Genomic DNA, 24,220 nt, shown 5'->3' with positions numbered 1-24,220 from the left:
GAAATAAAAAAGATTCAGACCGCTTTTAGCATAAAAAGCTGCGCCTGAATCTCATCTATTATGATAATTGTAAATTAATTGGCTGGCTGATCTACTTTAGGTGTAACACTTAGCTCGGACTCTTCGATAATATCTTGCGGACTGTAATGATATAAGAAATTCAAATGATTGGTAACAAGTTTGCGCGTATGATCTCCGATACGTTCCAAGCTGGCCACAATGTCGATAAAGAGAATATTATCGGTTGGGCAGCTTTTTCCGCTACGAATAAGATTAATGTAGCGTGTGCGCAATTTTTCTTGCAATGCATCAATTTCTGCTTCACGCTCTAAAATATCAGATACGACCGAACGATCGCCTAAATCTATCAGATGTACGATTCCAGCAACGTTTTCTTGTGCTAGTAAGAACATGCGCTCTAATTTTGAGTCGCCCCACTGCATCTTACGGCCGTCAGTATTAGCTTTTCCTTCTTCGATACGATGTTTTTCGATATGGACGGCTTCTGTTAAGTTGTCTGTAATTTGCGTGGTATGGTCCCCGATACGTTCCAAATATTTACTCGTATTAATCATTGCTGATAGAACTTCAGTATCGGACTGACCTAGTTCATATTCAGAGATAAGCCCTAAATAATCGGTTAAATGAATATCTTTTTGATTAATTTCATTTTCTAAAATATGAATTTGTTTAACATATTTTTCATCTTTTTCATGATAATAAAGTGCTGCTAGATCGAATTGTTCTTGAACGATAAGTGCAAGTTGAATTAGCGCTTTATGTGCTTGGTGCAATGCCAATGTAGGTCCCGCATTACGCAATACTTGAACATCCAGATGAGTAGGTGCTTCTTCTTCGACTTGCTTGTCGGGCATTAATTTTTCCATCAAACGTGCAATTTGTGGAATGAACCAGAATAAAATAATAACATTTAAAATGTTGAATAACCCATGTGCAAATGCAATTTGCATAGCAGGTGCTAAGCCTAATGAATCGGTGGCATAAGTAATTATCAATGTGAAAGGATGCAACAAAATAATCGAGAAGATTGTTCCCATCACGTTGAAAAAGACATGTGCGCCAGCTGTTTGACGCGCTGCAACATTTGCACCAACTGTTGCCAAAAGAGCGGTAATCGTTGTTCCAATATTATTTCCAAATAAGACAGGTAGCAATCCTCCCAATGTGATACTTCCTTGGGCATAAAGTTGTTGTAAGATCCCAATTGTTGCACTTGATGATTGCATAACCATTGTCAGGACCGTTCCAACTCCGACCCCTAAGACTGGGTTCGTGGATAGACGTGCCATTAAATCGTGGAATGCTTGAACTTCTTGCAAAGGTTCCATCCCTGTTCCCATCAGTTCCAATCCATAAAAGAGCATCCCAAAACCAATGATCACTTGACCAATATGTTTAATTTGCGGATTTTTGAAGAAGAACATTAAGATACTGCCAGCACCGATAATTGGCAGTGCATATTGTCCAAGATTAATCCCAATAATAAACGAAGTAACGGTCGTTCCGATATTGGCTCCCATGACCACGCCAATGGCTTGCTGTAATGTCATAAAGCCACTACTCACCAAACCGACCGCTAAAACAGTTGTTCCTGAACTGCTTTGAATCAGGCTGGTCACGACCACTCCTGTTAAGACTGCTTTAAAAGGGGTCGAAGTGAATCGCTGTAATAACTCGCGCAAACTATCGCCAGCCGTCAGCTTCAAGCCGTCCCCCATCAAAGAAATTCCAAACAGGAAAATTCCAAGCCCTCCCACAAATTGAAAGAGCATCGCTTGCATATCCAAGCTAATTCCTCCCATTCTACTTCATAATCCAATCATTATGAAATTCTTTTCACAAACATAAGTATGTTCATTTGCGATCGTAAAAAAATTTACACGATCTTATAATAACTTTTACTTATTCATTATACTTCAGATGAAAGACTAATCCAAACCCTTTTTCTATTTATTCATGACTTTCAAGAGAAAATTTAAAAAAGTACACAACATTTTTTGGGATGTACTGGAATAAAAGGGTCCACTTTCTAAAATAAGCGACGGATATGGTATAATAAGTGCGATAATTTTTGAGTACTGGAGTTGAAAAGATGAGTAAAATTATTTTAACGGGCGACCGACCAACTGGAAAATTGCACCTCGGTCATTATCTAGGGTCCTTAAAAACACGTGTCAAGCTTCAAGAAGATAGCACCAATGAAATATTTATTATGATTGCGGACCAACAAGCATTGACAGATAATGCAGATAATCCAAAGAAAATTCAAGAAAGCATCTATGAAGTGGCACTTGATTATCTTGCTGTTGGATTGGATCCTGAACGGACAACCATTTTCTTGCAGTCGCAAATTCCACAACTGCCAGAGTTGACTGTCTATTTCTTGAACTTGGTGACTATGGCACGTTTGGAACGTAACCCGACCGTTAAAAGTGAAATCAAAGACAAAAAATTTGGCGCAAGTATTCCTGCAGGTTTCTTTGTCTATCCTGTCAGCCAAGCTGCTGATATTCTAGCTTTTAAAGCGACACATGTTCCAGTAGGGGACGACCAGAAACCGATGCTTGAACAAGCGCGTGAAATTGCGCGCGATTTTAATCGCATTTATCAGACAGAAACTTTTGTTGAACCAGACATTATTCTTCCGCCAAAAGGACAAGGTCGAATTGTTGGCATTGATGGCAATGGCAAAATGAGTAAATCGCTTGGAAATGGTATTTATTTATCAGATAGTGAAGAAGAGATTCAGCGCAAAGTGATGAAGATGTATACTGACCCTAATCATATCCATGTGGAAGATCCAGGCCAAGTTGAGGGTAATGTAGTATTTACTTATTTAGACTTGTTCGATCCAGACAAAGAAAAAGTTGCTCAGTTAAAAGCACACTATGAGCGTGGTGGCTTGGGTGATGTCGTCTTAAAACGTTACTTAAATGAAATATTGCAAGATCATTTGCGCCCAATTCGTCAGCGCCGTCAGGAACTTGCTGGCAACCGCGAACATATCTTGGCACTTTTGAAACGTGGCAGTGAAAGAGCTGAAAAAGTCGCTGCACAAACGTTAGCAGAAGCTAAAGATGCGATGGGCATTCAATATTTTGGCTAAAGCCAAGTGCTACCACTTTAGGTAGAGGTAGCCGAAAGTATATCCTCATGAGATTAATTTAAAATAATATACCAAAATAAAGGAGATGGATTAAATGAAGAGAATTAGTAAGGAAACGGTTATATTTGAAATGAATCGCAATCAGCCACCTGTTGCCAAAGTGGCCTCAAAAGAAACGGTCATTTTTGAAACACTTGATTGCTTTTCCAATACGGTAAAATCAGAAGCGGATACGATTAAGACGATTGATTTTTCTAAAGTGAATCCAGCGACAGGTCCTTTATTTGTGGAGGGAGCCGTTTCTGGCGATACATTGAAAGTGACAATTGATAAAATTACAATCACAAATACAGGGGTGGCGATGACTGCACATGGTATGGGACCGCTTGGCGAAAAGATTACAAAAGAACAGACAATTATTGGTCAAGTCCATGAAGACAGTATCGAATTTTTAGGACTCACATTACCTAAGCGGGTTATGATCGGAGTTATTGGAACAGCACCTGGAAAAGAAGGGGTCAATACAGGCACACCAGATACACATGGTGGCAATATGGACACTATTTTAGTACGTGAAGGTGCAACACTTTACTTACCTGTTGAAGTGGATGGTGCTTTGCTTTCGATGGGTGATATGCATGGCGCGATGGGGGACGGAGAAGTTGGTGGCAGTGGACTTGAAGTAGCAGGAGAGATTCAAGTAACGGTTGAAGTCTTGAAACAGTGTGACTTACCATTGCCATTTATTGAGACAGATGAGCTATATGTTGCAATAGGTTCAGCTCCTACATTGGATGAAGCAGCGACCGTTGCAGTTGATCAGATGACGCAATTTGTGATGAAACGTACCCATATGAACTTGAGCGAAGCGACCATCTTACTCTCACTTGCTGGGGATTTGAAAGTTAGCCAAGCTGTCAATCCAAATAAAACGATGCGTGTAGAGCTTCCTAAAAGTGTTCTAAAGCGCCCATAGATTGTGAATGCATTGAACAGTTAATAAGAATGTATAACCTTGATGAAATAAAAAAGGGAGGCGAAGGAACATATGCGAAAAAATATATTATATGTCGATGGCTATAATATGATCGGCGCTTGGCCGCAATTAATCCAGCTAAAAAATCGTGAGAAATTAGCGGATGCGCGCGATTTATTGCTTGAGATGCTGTCGGAATATGCAAAATATCGACAGATTGATGTTCGTGTTGTTTTTGATGCGCAATTTGTTCCAGGAGCTGCCCATTCTGATACGCAAGGTGTATTAACTGTCATCTATACGCGTGAAGGTGAGACAGCAGATAGCTACATTGAGCGTGTAGTGGGGAAAGAGAATTTATATACGACACGTGTTGAAGTTGCTACGAGTGACTTAGCAGAGCAGTGGTTGATTTTTCAGCGGGGTGCAACGCGGAAGTCGGCGCAAGATTTGTATCTAGAGGTGATGCAGACCAAAGAAGAGATCCGCGATGAAATGGTGCAGTATCATCTGCGAAATCGCCGGCGCACGTCACCCATTAAAGCACATGACCATGTAAAGTTGCGCCATTTTTATGTGGATTTAGTAACCAATGCACGCAAAAAAGAAAATTGAGTAAGTGAACCTATATATAAGCGTTAAGCACATGTGGTAGTGGTGAAGAAGAGAGATTGATAAAAAGGAAGGGCAGCAAGCATGAAGAAATGGCAAAAAACACTTGTTGTAACAGCAGTAATAATAATGTTATGGCAAATTGTGTGTGCGAGCGGTCGCTATAGCACCTTTTTATTGCCCACACCACAAATGGTTTGCCAAAGTTTTATAGATGCTACAAAAAGTGGCCAGCTCCCACGTCATATATTAGCTAGCCTTAGCCGAGTATTTGTCGGTTATCTGCTTGCTTTTATTTGTGCGATGGGGCTGGCGATTCTTTTATTTATACGACCAGCATGGGCACAGTGGTGTGATGGATTTAACCAATTTATGCGCGCAGTGCCTCCACTTAGTTTGATTCCTTTGTTAATTATTTGGGCAGGCATTGGCGAGTTGCCAAAGATAATGGTTATCTTTCTTGCAACGTTCTTTGCTATGTATATGAATTTTGAAAAAGGGTTAAAAGGTGTTGATAAACAACTAATCGAGGTCGGACGTAGCTTTAAAATGTCGCCTTATGAAATTTTTAAATTTATTATTATTCCAGCATCGCTGCCCGATATTCTTGTGGGTATGCGGATAGGCATGGGATATAGTTATCGCGCAATTATTGGTGCGGAATTAGTGGCAGCTTCGAGTGGTCTAGGCTATATGATTAATATTGCAAAGTCGATGTCTCATACCGATGTTGTCATTATGGGCATTATCTGTATTGGGATACTTGGACTTTTATTTGATGCAGCATTTAAGTATGTCATCAAAACAATATTGAAAGGACGAGCAGTTGGTGACTAAGATTGTACTAAAAAATGTTAGCAAAAAATATAACTTAAGACAGTCGCCGACCTCTGAGAGGGTGAAAGAGGCTACTTTTTTTGCGGTCAAAGCGATCAATCTTACGCTAGATCCAGAAGCTATTACAGTTATTCTAGGGCCGTCTGGTTGTGGCAAAACAACATTATTGCGGCTGATTATGGGTCTAGAAGCGGTGAGCAGTGGCGAAATAGTTGCACCTGGAATGAAGTTCGGTCTGAATTTTCAAGAGCCGCGCCTGATGGAATGGTTGACCATCTATCAAAATGTCATCTTCTCAAAGGCACATGGCTCAGTTGCTGATCCTAAAGCCGATCATTTGTTAGAAATGGTCGGACTGACACCATTTAAACATGCTTATCCTCATCAACTTTCAGGTGGTATGAAAAGCCGCACAGCCTTAATTCGAACGCTTTTTTATGGGGCAGATTATCTCCTGATGGATGAACCATTTGCAGCGCTCGATTATTTTACGCGGCGGCATATTCAAGATGATTTATTAGCACTTTATCATGAAGAAAAAGTTGGCATGTTATTTGTGACGCACTCTATTGATGAGGCATTACGCTTAGCGGATCGTATTCTTATTATGAATGAGGGACAATTATATAATGACTTAATCGTAAATAGTCCCCAGCGCGATCTTCTAAGTGAAGCAATGATTGCACTAAAAAAAGAAATTATTGAAGACCTCAATCAAATCGATCAACAAAATAAAGAAAAAAATAAAAAATAGGAGGATAAAAATGAAAAATTTATTCAAACGACTAGGCATGGCCTTGATGATTGTAGTGTTGGCAGTGGGACTTGTTGCTTGTGGTGGCAATGCTAAAGATAAGAAATCAGCAACTGAAGATGAGAAAGCATTAGGAATTGATCATTTAGCGATCACTTATGTCACCTCACCGCTTAATGTTCCATCTATTGTCGATAAAAATGAAGCATTCTTTGAAGCAGAACTTCCTGGAGTAGCTATCAATTATGAAGAAATTACTTCAGGAGCAGATCAGACAGCGGCTTTAGCATCAGGTGATGTACAGCTATTACATTGTGTTGGAGGCACGTCAGTCATTGCGGCAGCGGCAGCAGGTGTCGACATTAAAATCATTAACTTATATGCACGTGCACCGCAAGCTTATACATTATTTACAACAGATGAATCAATTAATACTCCTGAAGATCTACGTGGAAAAACAATTGCTGGCCCTACTGGCACAAATTTACATGAAATGTTAATTGCTTATTTAAAAACAGCAGGGATGACCATTGAAGAAGTCAATTATGTGAATATGCCTATCCCAGAAGCGCAAGCAGCGTTGGAAGCGGGTTCAATTGATGGAGCACTTTTAGGAGGTGCTAGTGGTTATAAAGCAAAAGAAGCAGGACTGCATTTAGTAACAGATGGTGAAGGTTTAATTGCAGGTACAATGTGTGTGGCAACGAGTCAAGCATTCATTGATGAACATCCACAAGTGATTAAAGCTATCACGGCTGCTCAAGAAAAAATGCGTCAATTTATGACCGATTCAGCTGATAAAGCAAAAGAAATGACGATGAAAGAGTTGGGCATTGATGCGAAAGCATATGATGCAATGATCACACAATATAATTTTGACATGGATGTTTCGGATGAAGACATCAAAGGGTTGCAAGCAACAGCAGACTTTATGCTGGCAACAGGAATGATTAAAGAAGCCATTCAAGTAGAGGAGTTGTTCGTCAAATAATGATTACAATAATAGAAAATCAAAAAGAAAAAAAGGTGACCTATGAACAACTATTGTCCGCACATCATGGGGAGATGGTGTGTGGTGTCTCTTTAGCTTATCGTCTATTAAGTGAGTTGTCACCAATTCATAGTGGCCCCGTCTACTTTTATAATGGGGTCGGAGATAATGCAGAAGGTGTTAATGATTCAGTCAAATATATTTTTCAAAAGCATTTGACTCTCGATTTAGATAAGGAAAAATGTGCCACTAAAAAGGCACTTGCCGCACCAAATGGGGGCAAATATTATTTTCAATTGATTAGCGATTACTGTTGCATAGAAGCAATGTTAGTAGAAGGCGCATTATCGATAGAATTCATGAATTTAAGTCATCAAGTCAAGCAACTTGGCAAAGATTGTCCAAAAGCGTTGCACCAAAAACTTTTAGACGTCCGCCAAGCACAAGCGGATAAGCTACAAGCATTGCCTTTTGACCAGATATTTTCAATTCATAATATTTCCCCAAAAGAAAGCTTGCAGTAGATGAATAATGGGGGTTAGTTATTTTTTAGTAGATAGTTGTTTCAATAATAGTTGAAATGATCATCGCTCTAAAAGGTAAAATTAAAAGAATGTACAGTATGAAAATTGCAGGGATAGTTTAACAATTGTGAAGAAATTTTTTTGTTAGGACTTAAGATGGATGAAGTTTTGTGCAAGCTGTGCTATCCTATGTTAAATGTTTGGAGGGAAGAAGAGCATGAGAGTACTCATTGCAACGGAAACTTATAAGCCAGCAATTAATGGTGTCGTTACATCGACTTTGACACTCAAAGAGGCTTTAGAAGCTGCTGGTCATGAAGTATATGTCCTAACATTAGGGGCACATGATTCAGAAGATCCGATTCATCATGTATGCGCTGTTCGTTCCTTCAGTGTGAATAAGTTATATCCAGGGGCGCGTCTATCTTTTGCCAAGACATCCCCTTATATTCGCAAATTAGTGGACTGGCATCCCGATATTATTCATACGCAAGGGGAATTCAGTACGTTCCGAATTGCACAAGCCATGGCGCATGCGTTAGATATTCCAATTGTGCATACATATCATACGATTTATGAAGATTATACGCATTATTTCTCGCCAAGTCGTCGTCTCGGCAAGAAAATTGTTGAAACGCTATCGCGGGAACTATTGGAACGAACGGCACAAATTATTGCGCCAACACCTAAAGTTAGTGCAATGCTACATGGTTATGGTATTGATATTCCAATTACAGTGATTCCAACAGGATTGAATTTAAAACAATTCTCTGAAAGAATTCCTCAAGAAAAAAGGCAGCAAGTGCGTCAACAATTGGGCATTGAACCAGATGATTTTGTATTGGTGTCACTCGCACGTGTCGCAAAAGAGAAAAATATCGATGAGCTTATCCGCTATATGAAGCAACTGGATGAGGCGCATTTGAAGCTATTAATCGTTGGCGATGGTCCATATCGGGCAGCGCTTGAAGAATTGGTGGAGACGCTAGCATTAACAGACAAAGTACGCTTTGCTGGAATGGTTCGTCCCGAAGAAGTCTCGCTTTATTACCAATTGGGAGATCTCTTTGTTAGTGCTTCAACAAGCGAAACACAAGGCTTAACATATATCGAAGCTCTTGCGAGCGGTCTACCTGCATTATGTCGTCAAGATGATTCTATTGATGGCGTTATAGAAGATGGTAAAAATGGCTATCAATATCAAAATTTTGATCAATTCAAAAAATATCTTGAAAGTTTTGTCCACCAGCCAATGACTTGCTCAACTATGGGCCAAGCAGCGCGTCAATCAGCACTTGATCATTATTCTGCTGAAGCTTTTGCTAAGAAAGTGCTTGAAGTCTATCAACGTGCGATAGATAATGACTAAATAAAAAATAACCGGAAGACTTTATTTCAACTCTTTGGCGCATTCGTCTTCTTGGTTTATCCAAGCAGAGGGAAGGATTGCTATGAATACATTCCATAAAAAAGAAGCGAAAAGACTTGAAACATTAGAAACTAAAAGAAAAGATAGTGCACAAGCAGCAGAAAAACAAGTTAACGAAACATCACCGCTGAATTCGCACATGGATTCGGGAAAGTTATCGAGCGAGACAATTGATACCTTGCACCGCTATCAACGCGAAAAAATAAAAGCGGAAGTTCCTGACACATCTCAAAAACAACAGTGGAAGGCCCGTCTTTTTAAGACAATTAATATTATTGGTATGATAGGTTCGATCTGGTTCATTTATCAAGGATTTGCGACTGGCTTTCTGACAGATTCTGAACGAATGGCTGCCTTTTTGAATCGTGCAGGCTATGGTGCTCCTATTGTGTTCATTTTTATTCAACTGTTGCAAGTGGTCATTCCAATTATTCCTGCGGGCGTTACGATTCCAATTGGCACGCTTGTCTTTGGATTTTGGTACGGCTTTTTCTTGAATTTCGTGGGAATTATGGTAGGTTCGGTCATTATCTTTATGCTGGCCCGCCGTTATGGTCGTCCTTTTGTGCAGATGGTATTGGATGAACGCAGTTACAAAAAATATGCATCGTGGATGGAAAGCGAGCAAGGCTTTGAGCGGCTTTTTACTTATGCGATGTTTATTCCGCTGACACCGGCTGATTTTTTGTGCTGTTTTGCAGGTCTGACGCCTATTCGCTTTAAGAAATTTATGATCGTATTGACGCTCAGCAAGATTCCAACGCTGTTTCTCTACCAATATGGAACCGCCGGCTTGCTAAAATTATTTATTCATCATTAAATCAAATGGAATAGAGGGAAAGGCATGAAAGTATACCTACATAGTGATTTTCAAGAAAAAATAAAACAAAGTGGTGTCGGTCGTGCACTCTATCATCAGCAAGCTGCGCTTGAAAAAGAACATATCCCTTATACACTCACCGATACAAAGGACTGGGATGTGGTCCATATTAATACAATATTCCCAAACTCTTACTATCTTGCTAAAAAAGCTCGCCGTCAAGGTAAAGCGGTTGTCTACCATGCACATTCAACGGCTGAAGATTTCAAAGATTCTTTCCGCTACTCTAATACGGTTGCTCCATTATTTCGCAAATGGTTGGAGAAATGTTATGGAACGGCAGATTTGCTCTTAACACCGACTGAATATTCAAAAAGTTTACTTCAGTCCTATGGTTTGCATGCTCCAATTGAGTCAATTTCTAACGGGATTGACCTAAACTTCTGGCATGCTACCGATTATGAAATGAAGAAATTTCGTGCTTTTTATGTCCTCGATGAGAATCGACCACTGATTATTTCGGTCGGTCTTCAAATTAAGCGTAAAGGGCTATTTGATTTTATCGAGTTGGCGCGGCGATTGCCAGAAGTGCAATTTATTTGGTTTGGCTATACTGATCCAAAAGTGCTTGATGAACAGACCCGTCAAGCTTTAAGTACACGTCTGGAAAATTTGCGTTTTGCGGGATATGTTGACCGGGAAATTGTTCGTGTTGCCTATCAAGTGGCAGATCTTTATCTTTTCCCAACATATGAAGAGACAGAAGGCATTGTGCTGCTGGAAGCTTTGGCTAGCCGTATTCCGACCATTGTGCGCGACTTGCCAGTGTTTGATGATTATGAGGCGAATAAGCATCTATATAAATTCAAGGATCTAGCAGACTTGGAACAGACTATTATTGGCATACTCAATCAAGAGCTCCCCGATTTAACGCAGGCAGGCTATGCAAAAGTCTCTGAAAAAAGTATCGGAAAAATTGGGCATCAATTGCGCAGCTGCTATCAGCGCGCCCTTAAAATTGCTCAAGAACGAAGATAAGGCGCAATATGCGCAGGATAACGCGCATCTCTTATTTTAAAGAAATGGCATTATAACAGATTGTGGAAGCACAGTCTGTTTTTTAATTGTTAATCGTGTGCTTTATTAATATATCCATTGACATAAATGAAAGCAATGTGCATATATTTATGATACGATAAATGCGCAAAAACTTGTGACATTGGGAGGGAATAAGATGGCGAAAAGCAAAAAGGACGCGACCTATATCTTAGCGATTGATCAAGGAACAACGAGCACACGTGCCATTATCTTTAATAAAAAAGCAGAACAAGTGGCGGTGGCGCAGCGTGAATTTCAGCAAATATTTCCCCATTCAGGATGGGTGGAACATTCTGCCATTGAGATTTGGAATTCTGTTCAATCAGTAATTGCAGATGTTTTTATTGAAAGTGATATTTCACCAAGTCAAATTGCGGGCATCGGCATTACGAATCAGCGTGAGACGACAGTTGTATGGGATAAGACGACAGGGTTGCCGATTTATAATGCGATTGTCTGGCAATCTCGTCAAACAGCACCGCTTGCCCAACAATTAATTGAAGAAGGCTATGAAAAGATGTTTCACGAAAAAACAGGGCTTGTCATCGATGCTTATTTTTCGGCAACAAAAGTTCGCTGGTTACTTGATCATGTGCCACATGCACAAGAGCGGGCAGAGCGTGGCGAATTGCTTTTTGGCACGATTGACACATGGTTAGTGTGGAAATTGACCAATGGTGCAGTCCATGTGACCGACTATACGAATGCGGCACGAACGATGTTGTTCAATATTAAAACGTTGCAGTGGGACGAAGAGATTTTGCAGCTTTTAAATATTCCTCGTGCTATGTTGCCAACTGTGCATTCTAATTCAGAAATTTATGGTCAGACTGCTAATTTTCATTTTTATGGTGAGGCTATTCCGATTGCAGGTATGGCGGGGGACCAGCAAGCAGCGCTGATTGGGCAATGTGCTTTTGAACCAGGTATGATCAAAAATACTTATGGAACGGGTTCTTTTATTGTGATGAATACAGGCCAGCAGTTGGAACTTTCGCAGAACAAATTATTAACAACAATTGCATATGGTCTAGAAGGGCAGATTCATTATGCACTGGAAGGTTCTATTTTTATTGCAGGTAGCGCGATTCAGTGGCTTCGGGACGGTTTGGAAATGATCGAGTCCGCTGATCAATCCGAAGCATTGGCGCAGGCAGCCGATTCTGAAGCGACAATTTATGTTGTACCAGCCTTTACAGGACTAGGAGCGCCTTATTGGGACCCTGATGCACGTGGCGCAGTCTTTGGTTTGACACGTGGAACTTGTCGCAATGATTTTGTTAAAGCAACGCTTCAGTCCATTGCTTATCAAGTCCGCGATGTTATTGATACGATGAAAAAAGATACAGGCATGGAGCTATCGGTCTTGAAAGTCGATGGTGGAGCTGCGATGAATGATTATTTGATGCAATTTCAGGCAGATTTATTGCATCTGGAATTAGCTCGAGCAAAAAATTTAGAGACCACTGCACTAGGAGCAGCCTTTTTAGCGGGGCTTGCAGTAGGCTATTGGGAAAATTTAGAAGAAATTAAAACGTTGCAATCTACAAGTCAGTCATTTTATCCGCAAATGTCAGAACATATGTGCGAGGTGCTATATCATGGATGGCAAAGAGCGGTCTTTGCGACACAATATTTCACGCGCAAATAAAAAAATATAAGCTAGCATTCAAATATAAAAAGAAAAAGCTCGCAATGGCACTTTACAAACTCACTTGTGAGAGTCTAAGTGTTCAGTTGCAGAGCTTTTTTATTTAAATTATGAGGAGATGATTAATTTTTAAGATCGATAACCATGCGACCACGAATTTCTCCGCGTTCCATTTCATCAAAAATATCATTAATATCTTCCATTGGGCGCATTTCACAATTTGGTACAACTTTTCCTTCAGCACCGAATTGGAACGCTTCTTTCAGATCTTCACGTGTTCCAACGAGAGAACCAACAACTTGGATACCATCTAGTACAAGGCGTGGAATGGATAGATCCATTGCGGCACTTGGGAGTCCAACTGCAACAACGCGAGCACCTGCACGAACGGCGCCAACGGCATCGTTAAAGGCAGATTTTGCGACAGCCGTTACGACAGCACCATGAACGCCACCTAATTCTTTTTGGACAAATTCAGCTACATCTGTTTTAAGTGGATTAATGCAAATGTCGGCACCATATTCTTTAGCAAATTCAAGTTGGCCATCATTAACATCAACTGCAACAACTTTTAAGTTGAAGACATTTTTAGCATATTGGAGTGCTAAGTTTCCAAGTCCACCCATGCCAGAAATTAAAATCCATTGTCCAGCATTTAAATGTGCTTCTTTGATCGCTTTGTAGCAAGTAACACCTGCACATGTAATGGAGCTTGCAGCGGCAGGGTCTAATCCGTCTGGAACTTTTACTGCATAGTCTGCGGTAACAATGACTTCTTCTGCCATACCACCATCTGCTGTATAGCCAGCATTTTTAACACTGCGGCAAAGTGTCTCACGACCAGTACCACAATATTCACAGTGGCCACAACCTTCAAAGAACCATGCGACACTTGCGCGGTCGCCGACTTTCAATGAAGTAACACCAGGTCCGACTTCTTTGACAATGCCGATTCCTTCATGACCAAGGACACGTCCGGTAACATCACCGAAGTCGGCATTTTTAACGTGTAAGTCGGTGTGGCATACACCGCAGCATTCCATATCTAGGAGTGCTTCACCATATTCGAGCGGACGCATTTCTTTTTCGATAACTTCCGCTTTGTGATCGGCTGTTGCCACAATTGCTTTAATTTTATGGGTCATTTTTCCCTCTCCTTTTTTTAAATCTCGTGATAATAATAACAAACTTTACAGCAAAACTCAACATCTCGGTTAATAATTTCAACTAGGCTAAAAAAGTTTTGCGCTTTTATTAGGCAAAAATCTTTTTAGTTCGTGAAATCTAACCTCTGCTATCATACTGGAAAGTTATTATTTTTTCACATGAAAGCCCTTACTTTTTTAAAATTTAAAACCCGTTACTTTTAAAATCACACAAATTCCAGCATAATAAAGGAAATAATGAAAAAGGAGGGGCCTTTTGAAAAAAGAATTTTTGCAGCAATTTTATAAAAAAAGTCATGCTGAGAAATTGCATGCACTATATGAAGCAGAAGTTATATCCCAAAAGACATATGAATATCTTGAGAGTCGAAGCATTCATCTTGAGCCGTCAGTGGCCGATCATATGATCGAAAATTATCTTACGAACTTTGAGATACCATTAGGCGTTGCACTGAATTATGTTATTAATGGGCAAGAATATGTACTGCCAATGGTCACTGAGGAACCATCTGTTATTGCGGCAGCTAGCCATGCAGGCAAAATTATTAGCCAAAGTGGCGGATTTCATACGACATTTCCTAAGCGTTTAGTGGTGGGGCAGTTAGCATTTTTTGATGTGAAAGATAGTGCCGCTGCTTCCCAAGTGCTGATGCAACATACAGAAGAAATTATTCAGTTAGCTAATGCATCACACCCAAGCATTGTTTCTCGCGGTGGAGGTGCAAGAGAAGTAAAGGTTCGCATTTTGCCAGCTGATAAGACCTTTGCCACGCCAGAGCTGCTTGTCATGCACTTACATGTAGATACATTAGAAGCGATGGGCGCTAATATTGTGAATACAATGATGGAAGGCATTAAAATATATGTCCAGCAACTAATTGGAGCTGAAGCATTGATGGGTATTTTGTCCAATTATGCTACTGAGGCACTTGTTACCGCAACTTGTACAATTTCGCCAGAATATTTAGCACGTGGTCAATATTCAGGGGAATGGGTTCGCGATGCAATTGTTAAAGCTGGACAATTTGCAGCAGTCGATCCTTATCGTGCAGTAACACATAATAAAGGCATTATGAATGGTGTAACAGCACTTGTTCTTGCCAGTGGAAATGATACGCGCGCTGTCGAAGCTGGAGCTCATGCTTATGCAAGTCGCAGTGGTCAGTATCGGGCACTTTCGGTGTGGACGACTAATGATGCTGGGCAACTTGTTGGACAACTGACCTTACCACTGACATTAGGCACGCTTGGCGGAACCATTAATTCTCATCCAACTGTCCAGCTTTGCTATGAAATATTAGGACATCCTACTGCTAAGCAATTGGCTGAGTTAGCTGTATCCCTTGGATTAGGTCAGAATTTGAGTGCGCTTTTAGCACTTGTGACAGAAGGCATCCAAAAAGGGCATATGAGTTTGCAGGCGAATTCGCTTGCTTTAAGTGTCGGTGCCTCTCCTGAAGAAGTGCCAGCTGTTGTATCCTTGTTGAAAAAAGAAGCACATCTTGACACCGAAGCAGCAAAACGCATTCTAAATATCGTTCGTCAAACATCTCAAGCGCAAAGACCACATCACACATTGTAAAATAAAAAGGAGAATATGATGATTAAAGAATTTAAAGCATTTATTATGCGAGGGAATATATTGGATCTGGCCGTTGGTGTTGTAATGGGGACAGCATTTACAGCCGTTGTCAATGGATTAGTTGAAGGCATTATTATGCCATTGATTGCGGCAATTGCAGGGAATGCAAGTGTGGCAGATATGGCGATCACATTAAATGGCACCGCAATTCCTTATGGTATCTTCTTGCAAGCATTGGTTGACTTTTTATTAATTTCACTTGTTTTATTCTTTATCTTAAAAGCTGTCAACAAAGTGCGTACCTTGCACCATCATGAAGAAGCAGAGGAGAAGCCAGCAGCACCGACAAGCGAAGATTACTTACGCGAAATTCGCGACTTATTACAACAGGAAAAAACATCAGCTCAATAAGATAATTTTTTACAAAAAATCGGACAGTGGTATGTCATCAAAAGATAGGCATTCACCATTGTCCGATTTTATTTATTTTTAAGTATGTTGCAAGTGAGGGTGTGAGCCATTAGATATTTTCACAATTGCGCACTAAGATTGCGATGCCCATTCCACCGCCGACACATAGACTGGCGATGCCATATTTTAAATGTTCGCGTTTCATACGATGAATCAAGGTGACTAAGATGCGGTTCCCACTTGCGCCGAGCGGATGACCCAGTGCAATGGCTCCGCCGTACGGGTTGACTCTTTTTAAAAGATCGGCTTCTTCCATGTCTGCTTTCTGTGCTAATTGCTGAATGACAGCGACACTCTGCGCTGCAAAAGCTTCATTCAATTCAAAAGTACCAATGTCTGAAAGGGTGAGCCCTGTTTTTTCTAAAATGGAGAGGATAGCTGGTACAGGCCCCATTCCCATAAGCTGAGGTGCGACCCCAACTTGAGACATGGCTACAATTTCTACAAGAGGAGGGATAGCTAATTGCTCAAGCATCTGCTCATGCACAAGGACAGTGGCACTAGCACCATCATTGATGCCAGAAGCATTTCCTGCTGTTACAGTTCCATCTTTTTGAAAAACGGGGCGTAAAGCGGCTAATTTTTCCTGTGATGTCTGACGATTAATATATTCATCTGCCATTACATATTCAATGTTGCGTCCAATTTTTGCTTCGATTGGAACAATTTCATCATTGAAGTATCCAGCATCTTGTGCTTGAATGGCTTTTTTCTGACTTGCTAGCGCAAAAGTATCTTGCATTTGGCGTGAGATATGATATTTGGCTGCAACTTTTTCGGCCGTTATGCCCATATGAATTTGTTCAAAAGCATCTGTCAGTCCATCATTAATGATACTGTCACAAGCAGTAGTGTGCCCAAGCTTATTACCACTGCGCATTGCAGGCAATAAAAAAGGTGCTTGGCTCATTGCTTCAACTCCTCCAGCAACGACTGCATCATTCATTCCCATCTGTAAGCTCAGCCATCCATTCATTACAGCTTTCAAACCACTACCGCAGACCATATTGACACTGCTCGCAATAGAGTTTTCGCGACATCCAGCATGCAATGCAATTTGTCGTGCAACACCTTGGCCAGCGCCAGCACTGAGCACATGGCCGATAATGACTTCATCGACCATTTCTTGTGGAAGAGTGCTTGCAGAAATAGCAGCTTTAACGGCAGTTGTTCCTAATTGTGCTGGCGTACAATGGGCAAGCTGACCTAAAAAAGAACCGATAGGCGTGCGCTTAGCCCCTACAATGAAGATGCGGGGATGATTTTGGATGGGTGGCATTTGGTTTTGACTCATGACTTTTTCTCTCTTTCTTCATATTTTTTATAAGATGAGGGCAATGAATTAAATCATTTTATAGTAGCGTTTGTGGGCGCTGATTTTTTCGAGCACGACTTGTCCTGGGCGACCAAGTGAAGTATCCGCCAACCAGTTACCCGCTTCATCGACTGCGATACGCTCGGATAGTACCATTTCATAAGTGGGAATATCAAGTAAGAATCGGTGGTCAAGCAATTGTTCATGCCGTTCTTTTTGCAGATATGTTTCAAAGTTGGGCATTAATTCACCAGCAAAGAATTCACCTACTGCACCTGAGCCATAACTGAACATTCCAATGCGTGCACCTGCACGTGCGGCTTCAGCTTGTTCCAAGAAAGAGATCAAGCTTAGATAAAGACTTCCTGTATATAAATTCCCAACGCGGCGATTATAGATAACTGCTTCATCATAAATGGCAGTGAATGTTGAAAGTGTCTCATCAGTCAAATCACCCGTAGCGGCAAGCGACTGTAATGTTTTTTTGCCCATTTTCGTATAAGGTACATGGAAAAGAAGTGCATCAAAATCTGTCGCTACTCGACCAGTGAGTGCTTTGTATCCATTCCATGCCCCTTGGAATGTTTCAACATAGGCTTGGTTTGAATATTTTCCATCAACGAAAGGTGTATCGGAATAGAGCGGACGCCAAAAATCAGAAATTTCAACAGTATAAGGAACACTCTGGGTATCAAAGGCCATAATTTTAGCATCACTTGATAGAAGCATTGCGACCGCACCAGCACCTTGTGTCGGCTCCCCTGGAGTATGTATGCCATAATTGGCAATGTCGCTAGCAATGACTAAGACTTTTTTATCAGGATGCAGACTAATATGTCCCATTGCCAAACGAATCGCAGCTGTAGCACTGTAGCATGCTTGTTTCATTTCAATGGCACGTGCATGCGGTTGGATACCGAGCGCTCTATGAATCCAGGTACTTCCTGATTTTGAATGATCTACTCCTGATTCAGTTGCCAAAATAATCGTATCAATTTCTGCTTTATCTGCCGCGGTCAAATCAAGGCTGATCCCTGCATTGATGGCTAAGGCGACGGCATCATAATGCACAGGACTGACGGCCATCTGGTCTTGTCCAATACCAATGGTGTACTTGGCAGGGTCAACATCACGTGCTTGTGCAAGATGTTTCATTTCAATATAAAAAGGGGGTGTAAAAAAACTTATTTTCTCAATTCCAATCTTCATTTGCTATTCCTCCAAAATTTCCTAAAGTTTCACAGATATCATGTACTATAGGCGATAAAGATTAAAAAAACTTAAATTTTCCGTTGAAATTGTCTATTTTAGAAGATTTTCCTACACTTTAGCACTTATTTTATTTATAATGAATATATAAATAATTGGAGGCGATAAACATGAAAAAAGTGTTCGCATTTGTACAAGGCGCACTTGCAGGATTTGTACTTGGAGTATTATTCGCTCCAAAAAGCGGTGAAGAAACACGCGCAGAACTTACGGATAAAATGAATGAATTGAAAGAGCAAGGTAAAGAATATGCATCCCTTGCAGCTGAAAAAGGAACAGAACTTGGAAAAGCAACCAAAGAAGCAGCAGAAGATATTCGTGTCTCCCTTGTGGATTCTAGCAAAGAATTGCGCGACTCCTTTGAAAAATCTGCAAAAGAAGTGGGTAAAAGTGCAAATGAACTTGCAGAACAAGTAAAAGGCAAAGTAAACGAAGGCCTAGATGAAGCAACAAAAGCAGTAGAAGAACTCAAAAAAGATGCAATGAAAACTGCTGAAACAGCTAAAAAAGAAGCTGGAAAAATTGCTGAAGATGTTAAAAAAGAAGCAAAAGATGTCAAAAAAGATGTCGAAAAAGCAACAAAATAAATAAAATAAAAAAGACTCATCTTTAAAGATGAGTCTTTTTTTATTTTGGCACTATATTGACTAGCACAAAATGATTCAAAAAATGACACAAAAATAGCGGGCTTCCCCGCTACGATTATTCATCTTGTTCAATGGAACTCAGCCGGTAACAAAATGCAGCAGCGAGCAGCTCCAACACAATTCCTACAAGAAGGACGGAAAAATGCGTTTTATAATGAATGAGTGCTGAAATGGATGTTCCAAGGAAAAAAGTAAGCAAATATAAAATGTTAAAAGTTAGCGAACGAATATTTACAAGATGGCTCCCTCTCAGCAGGCCCCCCATCAATATTCCAATCTCTGTCAACAGGCCCGTCATCGAAGTTGTACGGATCCGTTTGTGGCGACTTGGGAGAGGAAAAGCGTTTTGCATTCCTAATCTTACAGCGACCACCGAGATACTTAGCACGATAGAATCCGTTAAAAACCAGAATAATGTAAAAAGTGCTGCAAATAATAAATGAAAACCAAAAAAATCCAAATCGCGCACTTGGTGTGAAATATGAAATTGGCTTAGGAATCCAACAATCATACTGCCTAAAAAATAGCAAAATACATAAAAGAGAAGGACTAAGGCAGCATGTTTTTCTCCGGCAAATCCTAAAATGATCATACTACTCATATTGCCAGTCATTACACCAGTCATTTTACCAAATGCCATAATGGTTAGGGCATTCAAAAATCCCGCCAATGCATGTAATAAATAAGTATAAACAATCTCTAAATTGGCTCGACGATCCAAACAGTTCCCTCCTCCATACGTATTTCATATTAGCTATTATACCATAGTTATTGCCCAACTTGGGAAAGTTCATCTTTAGATCAAAAATTATGATTAAAAAAGTGCTTTCAACGCTAAATGTTCAAAAAAATAGTATGCAATTTATCCTCTAGAGATAAAAAATGGCGGTTACTTTATCCTCGCGAACCTTGCGAAAACCTTTACATTACGCGGTTTTTGCGATAAGATATACATGTAACAAGACAAAAAACAAAAACATAGGGAGGAAAAAAGTATGCCAAGAAATGCTTTTTTAATCATTGATATGCAGCGTGACTTCTTAGATGAAGATTCACCATTAGTAGTTAAAGCGGGTCTAGAAGCTTTACCACACATCGAACGTGCTTTGGAAGCAACACGTAAATCTAACGTGCCTGTATTCCACGTATTCCGTCTATATCGCGGAAATGGATCTGACGTAGAAGTTACACGTTATGAAGGATGGAAATCAAATGGTGGTTCTTTAGTACCAGGTACAGAAGGCGCAGAAATTCCTGCATCTATCGCTCCAATTGATGGCGAATACTTAATCGTAAAACAACGCTGGTCAGCATTCTTCATGACAGAATTAGATCTTGTATTACGTCGTTTAGGCGTACGTCAAGTTATCTTGACTGGTGTTCAAACCCCTAACTGCATCCGCGGTACTGCATGGGATGCTAACTCACTAGACTATGAAGTGATCTGCTTAACTGATGGAACAAATGCAGCTAACGCAGAAGTTCATGAACAAAACCTACGTGACATGAAAAACATTGGTGTTAAATTAATGACCACTGATGAATATGTAGAAAATCTAGAAAAAGACCCAGAAGGACCAGAAGCTAACTTACAAGCTGAAGTTCGTAAAGAAATTCTAGCATCAGACGTTATTCCTGAACCTTCAAAAATCTACTAATCATTAAAAGCAAAATCGTTTTGATTAATGAAAAGCAAGCGTATTTTCCGCTTGCTTTTTTATTATAATAAATAGATTAGAAGGTAGAAATAAAAAACATGATTTTGGCGAAAAAAATTAGAAGTATCTAAAAATAATTTTAAAAATTTTCAGAAAAATATTGACAACGCTTTCAGATATGTTATGATGAATGAGAAGCGAAAGACCCAAACTTTGCTTTTCATATTTTTAATCATCTCCTTTCTGTGGGACACCCGAATTGCGGGTGTCTTTTTTTTATAAAAAAAGCCAAGGACAACTACTTTTCATATGAGAAAAGCAGTCATACTTGGCTTTTTGTTTACTTTTTTGGTAAACATGTTCATTCTTCCGCTATCATCGTCTATTTTATATTTTAAAAATTTATAATCATGTTAAAGGAGGTGTCTTAAGTATAAAGCAAGTACTCAAATAAAATGAGTACATAACCAAAGAAAGGATGAGGGGCTCTTGAAAAACTAGGGACGAAAGGATCATAGAGGTCAAGACTGATATCAAGTGTGGCCAGTTGCGCGACTGTTGAGGACGGATTATTGGTAAATGAAATAATATCGAATGTTTTTTCACAAGCGTCGCGTACAATGTCTTCTATTGAAGTCGTTTCGCCAGATTCTGAGATGACAAAAATTAATAAATGATCAGGTGTAGAAGAGGCAATCAATTGCAAATGTTTGCGCATAATGACCCGAAAGCCTCGCAAAATGAGTGAATCATACATAAAACTTGCGACATGAGAAGAGAAGCCAGTCGATAAGATTAAAAGAGTGCTGTCTTGATGTTTTTCCAAAAGTTCTTGGAAATCGGTCTGTTTATGTTGGACAAGTTGTATGACTTCATTGATCCCTTTTTGCAATAGGGCAGCATCTGATGTCGGAGTGGAAATTGGCGAAAGTGCAGCAGGAGGTAATACTTTGAATCGTTCAAGGAGTGCAGTGTAACCCGACAAATGTAATTTCTTTGCGAGTTTCACAATGGTTCCTGTCGATACATAGCAACGAGTTGCAAGATCGCGGATGGCTAAGCCGTCCAGCTGATGACGATGCGTATCTAGATAATTCAAGATATTTTTTTCAACAGGCGTCAGTAAGAATTTGCGGTTCAAATCGTTGAGATCCACGTCAGTTCCCTCCCATCAAATTTATAAGCACTTATTAATTAAAAATTATAAAAAGGAGTCGATATGATGTCAAAGGAAAGATATTTAGCTGATCCATGGGCACGAATAAAAACGCGTAATAACTTGATGGCAGATGAAGTAATCTCGGCACTACAAAAAAGTATTCGCCGTGGATATACAAAAGAAGCCTGTGAGTTTGCTTATGAACTTTATATTTCTTCACCGCAAATGGAAGAAAAATTGTGGCGCCGTCTGCTAGCAATCTCAGTTGAAGATATCGGTTTTGGCAATCCAGAAGCATGCATCTATATTCATACGCTCAATGAAATGCGCCAAACATTTGAATATAATGAGTCGGATCGTGCCATGTATATATTTCATGCAATTCGCATCTTGTCAGAGTCGACAAAAGATCGTTCAACTGATCTGCTTAAAAATATTGTCATTAAAAATTTTGCGATGGGATATGTTCCAGAAATTCCTGATTATGCACTAGACAAGCATACAACGCGTGGCAAAGCAATGGGTCGGGACTCGATGCATTTTTTGCATGAAGCAAGTCAAGTTCATCCGCAGCTAGAAGTCGATAATCATTATAAAGAAATGTATGAAGAAATCTTAAAAAAATATGATCCCGAAAATGTCGTAGAATCAGCATTTCAATTTAATAGTTATCAAGTATAGAAAAAAGAGTTACCGAAAGGAGAATTTGAGCAATGGAAAATAATATCAAAATGAATAAATTAGAAACTATTCTGACCCCTATCGCTAATCGATTAGGGAATCAACGCCACTTAAGAGCGATCTCAAGTGGTATGATGTTTGCACTGCCTTTTATCGTGATCGGTTCATTTTTTATGATTTTTGCGAATCCGCCAATTAATATGGAGATGTATAATCCAGCAACTGCTGGTATAGGTCTGCGCTTTTTAGCGGCATGGAAGACTTTTGCTTTAGATCATATAGGGCATATTATGCTTCCCTATGATTTAACAATGGGACTTTTTAGTGTTTATGCAACCTTTGGCATGAGCCATTTTCTCGCAAAAGAATATCATCTTGATGCGCCAGCTGCTGGCTTTATTAGTGTCGCTGCTTTTATGATGGTGGCAACGAAAGTAATAGAAGGACAACTGTCGATGGAATATTTGGGCACGAATGGCCTTTTTGTGGCAATTATTATTTCATTGCTGTCGGTTGAAGTAACACGTCTTTTTAGCCAAGAAAGATATCAAATTAAAATGCATGAATCTGTGCCACCTGCTGTGATGAGTTTTTTAAATTCATTGCTTCCTTTAGTGGCTAATATTATTTTGATATATGGTGTGAGCTTAGTCTTATTCAAAGCTACTGGTTTATTATTGCCAGAATGGATCATGAGCATTCTAACACCAGCCGTTAATGTGGCCAATAGTTTGTGGGGATATATTTTAATTGTTACTTTTGGGAATATTTTATGGCTGATTGGAATTAATGGACCATCAATTATTTTCTCCATTATTTTTACGATTGGAATTACCAATACAGGCGAAAATGCGTCACTGCTAAGTGCAGGTCAAAGCGCCATGAGTGCAATGAATCTTCAAATGTTTCGCATCGCAATCATGGGAGGATCTGGTGGAACGCTGGGACTGTTGCTTTTAATGTTACGAAGTAAAGTAAAATATTTACGTACCTTAGGAAAAGTTTCAGCAATTCCAGTGATTAGTGGCATTAATGAGCCGCTGATTTTTGGAACGCCAATTGCTTTTAATCCCATTTATGCTATTCCTTTTTTAGTGTGCCCGATCATTAACTTGATTGTAGCCTACTATGCACAAGTGTGGGGCATCATCTCTAAAGGATTCATTGTCGACCCTTCATTTACACCATTTTTTGCGCAAGCATATCTTTCTTCGCTTGATTGGCGAAATGTCGCCTTTGTCTTAGGACTCGTCTTATTGAATGTATTTATTTATTATCCTTTCTTCAAAATACATGAAAAACAAATCTTACAAAATGAAATGAAAGCTTTATAATATAAGCTATTATATGAATGAAAAAGAACCTGAGCCCTCAGGTTCTTTTTTTATTATAAATGCTATGTACTGCCAATCATAAGATGTAATGACAAAATGATAACAAAAATCATAAAACC

The 24,220-nt window shown here is 39.8% G+C and carries 23 protein-coding genes; 17 read left to right on the top strand and 6 right to left on the bottom strand.

All coding sequences use genetic code 11. From position 1 onward, the window contains the following. Window positions 1–74: 74 nt before the first annotated feature. On the bottom strand, window positions 75–1,808 hold the full coding sequence (locus tag C231_RS0102370) for a Na/Pi cotransporter family protein (RefSeq protein ID WP_018659044.1): 1,734 nt from the start codon (window positions 1,806–1,808) through the stop codon (window positions 75–77). A gap of 305 nt (window positions 1,809–2,113) precedes the next feature. Between C231_RS0102370 and trpS the strand changes: the two genes are divergently transcribed. The 11 genes from trpS to glpK all read left to right on the top strand — a co-directional run bounded on the left by trpS (window position 2,114) and on the right by glpK (window position 12,819). Then, entirely contained in the window at window positions 2,114–3,127 is a 1,014-nt protein-coding gene (gene trpS / locus C231_RS0102365) for a tryptophan--tRNA ligase (protein ID WP_018659043.1), read from the top strand. A gap of 94 nt (window positions 3,128–3,221) precedes the next feature. Next, entirely contained in the window at window positions 3,222–4,103 is an 882-nt protein-coding gene (locus C231_RS0102360) for an acetamidase/formamidase family protein (protein WP_018659042.1), read from the top strand. A gap of 72 nt (window positions 4,104–4,175) precedes the next feature. Beyond that, entirely contained in the window at window positions 4,176–4,718 is a 543-nt protein-coding gene (locus C231_RS0102355) for an NYN domain-containing protein (protein WP_018659041.1), read from the top strand. 81 nt (window positions 4,719–4,799) lie between these two features. Then, complete coding sequence (locus tag C231_RS0102350; RefSeq protein WP_018659040.1) at window positions 4,800–5,552, top strand: ABC transporter permease; 753 nt, start codon at window positions 4,800–4,802, stop codon at window positions 5,550–5,552. Further along, window positions 5,545–6,306, top strand: a complete 762-nt coding sequence (locus C231_RS0102345; protein ID WP_018659039.1) for an ABC transporter ATP-binding protein — start codon at window positions 5,545–5,547, stop codon at window positions 6,304–6,306. The genes C231_RS0102350 and C231_RS0102345 overlap by 8 nt, the downstream gene beginning before the upstream one ends. A 10-nt stretch (window positions 6,307–6,316) precedes the next feature. Beyond that, entirely contained in the window at window positions 6,317–7,297 is a 981-nt protein-coding gene (locus C231_RS0102340; RefSeq protein ID WP_018659038.1) for an ABC transporter substrate-binding protein, read from the top strand. Next, window positions 7,297–7,821, top strand: a complete 525-nt coding sequence (locus tag C231_RS0102335; protein WP_018659037.1) for a hypothetical protein — start codon at window positions 7,297–7,299, stop codon at window positions 7,819–7,821. Before C231_RS0102340 ends, C231_RS0102335 begins: the two co-directional genes overlap by 1 nt. A 217-nt stretch (window positions 7,822–8,038) precedes the next feature. Beyond that, window positions 8,039–9,190, top strand: coding sequence for a glycosyltransferase family 4 protein (locus C231_RS0102330; protein ID WP_018659036.1), 1,152 nt, complete (start codon window positions 8,039–8,041; stop codon window positions 9,188–9,190). Between the two features lie 82 nt (window positions 9,191–9,272). Beyond that, the gene (locus C231_RS0102325) at window positions 9,273–10,070 is read left to right on the top strand and encodes a TVP38/TMEM64 family protein (RefSeq protein ID WP_018659035.1); all 798 of its coding nucleotides are present in this window, start codon (window positions 9,273–9,275) and stop codon (window positions 10,068–10,070) included. A gap of 24 nt (window positions 10,071–10,094) precedes the next feature. After that, entirely contained in the window at window positions 10,095–11,108 is a 1,014-nt protein-coding gene (locus C231_RS0102320; protein ID WP_018659034.1) for an LTA glycolipid anchor biosynthesis glycosyltransferase, IagA/BgsA family, read from the top strand. Between the two features lie 196 nt (window positions 11,109–11,304). Next, complete coding sequence (gene glpK / locus C231_RS0102315) at window positions 11,305–12,819, top strand: glycerol kinase GlpK (RefSeq protein ID WP_018659033.1); 1,515 nt, start codon at window positions 11,305–11,307, stop codon at window positions 12,817–12,819. A 122-nt stretch (window positions 12,820–12,941) separates the two neighbouring features. Here the strand turns inward: glpK and adhP are convergent, their stop codons facing one another. After that, window positions 12,942–13,952 carry an alcohol dehydrogenase AdhP gene (gene adhP / locus C231_RS0102310; RefSeq protein ID WP_026314309.1) on the bottom strand — a complete coding sequence of 337 codons (1,011 nt, stop codon included), beginning with the start codon at window positions 13,950–13,952 and terminating at the stop codon, window positions 12,942–12,944. A gap of 289 nt (window positions 13,953–14,241) precedes the next feature. Here adhP and C231_RS0102305 point away from each other — a divergent pair, with 289 nt between their 5' ends. Both C231_RS0102305 and mscL read left to right on the top strand, forming a co-directional pair. Beyond that, a complete protein-coding gene (locus C231_RS0102305) occupies window positions 14,242–15,567 on the top strand; it encodes a hydroxymethylglutaryl-CoA reductase, degradative (RefSeq protein WP_018659031.1) in 1,326 nt (441 codons plus the stop codon). A gap of 18 nt (window positions 15,568–15,585) precedes the next feature. Beyond that, window positions 15,586–15,978 (top strand): large conductance mechanosensitive channel protein MscL, encoded by a 393-nt coding sequence (gene mscL, locus C231_RS0102300; protein ID WP_018659030.1) that lies wholly within the window; start codon window positions 15,586–15,588, stop codon window positions 15,976–15,978. Window positions 15,979–16,087: 109 nt separating this feature from the next. On the opposite strand, the gene C231_RS0102295 is transcribed toward mscL, so the two are convergent. Further along, the gene (locus C231_RS0102295) at window positions 16,088–17,332 is read right to left on the bottom strand and encodes a thiolase family protein (protein ID WP_018659029.1); all 1,245 of its coding nucleotides are present in this window, start codon (window positions 17,330–17,332) and stop codon (window positions 16,088–16,090) included. A 48-nt stretch (window positions 17,333–17,380) separates the two neighbouring features. Beyond that, the gene (locus C231_RS0102290; RefSeq protein ID WP_018659028.1) at window positions 17,381–18,562 is read right to left on the bottom strand and encodes a hydroxymethylglutaryl-CoA synthase; all 1,182 of its coding nucleotides are present in this window, start codon (window positions 18,560–18,562) and stop codon (window positions 17,381–17,383) included. A 170-nt stretch (window positions 18,563–18,732) separates the two neighbouring features. On the opposite strand from C231_RS0102290, the gene C231_RS0102285 reads away from it, so the two are divergent. Next, entirely contained in the window at window positions 18,733–19,209 is a 477-nt protein-coding gene (locus C231_RS0102285) for a YtxH domain-containing protein (protein ID WP_018659027.1), read from the top strand. A gap of 115 nt (window positions 19,210–19,324) precedes the next feature. Here C231_RS0102285 and C231_RS0102280 read toward each other — a convergent pair whose 3' ends face one another. Then, window positions 19,325–19,990 (bottom strand): YoaK family protein, encoded by a 666-nt coding sequence (locus C231_RS0102280; protein ID WP_018659026.1) that lies wholly within the window; start codon window positions 19,988–19,990, stop codon window positions 19,325–19,327. Between the two features lie 274 nt (window positions 19,991–20,264). Between C231_RS0102280 and C231_RS0102275 the strand changes: the two genes are divergently transcribed. Further along, window positions 20,265–20,927, top strand: a complete 663-nt coding sequence (locus C231_RS0102275; protein ID WP_018659025.1) for a cysteine hydrolase family protein — start codon at window positions 20,265–20,267, stop codon at window positions 20,925–20,927. Between the two features lie 427 nt (window positions 20,928–21,354). Here the strand turns inward: C231_RS0102275 and C231_RS0102270 are convergent, their stop codons facing one another. After that, window positions 21,355–22,083 carry a MurR/RpiR family transcriptional regulator gene (locus C231_RS0102270; protein ID WP_018659024.1) on the bottom strand — a complete coding sequence of 243 codons (729 nt, stop codon included), beginning with the start codon at window positions 22,081–22,083 and terminating at the stop codon, window positions 21,355–21,357. A gap of 66 nt (window positions 22,084–22,149) precedes the next feature. On the opposite strand from C231_RS0102270, the gene C231_RS0102265 reads away from it, so the two are divergent. Beyond that, window positions 22,150–22,767: a hypothetical protein gene (locus tag C231_RS0102265; protein ID WP_018659023.1), complete on the top strand. Its 618-nt coding sequence runs from the start codon at window positions 22,150–22,152 to the stop codon at window positions 22,765–22,767. Between the two features lie 32 nt (window positions 22,768–22,799). Further along, the gene (locus tag C231_RS0102260) at window positions 22,800–24,101 is read left to right on the top strand and encodes a PTS sugar transporter subunit IIC (RefSeq protein ID WP_018659022.1); all 1,302 of its coding nucleotides are present in this window, start codon (window positions 22,800–22,802) and stop codon (window positions 24,099–24,101) included. Window positions 24,102–24,220 lie beyond the last annotated feature (119 nt).

Origin of the sequence: Allofustis seminis DSM 15817 (assembly GCF_000374325.1) — a bacterium.
Classification (GTDB): Bacteria; Bacillota; Bacilli; order Lactobacillales; family Carnobacteriaceae_A; genus Allofustis; species Allofustis seminis.
Note: the sequence above shows the minus strand (reverse complement) of the source record. Positions and strands in the feature narration are given on the sequence as shown.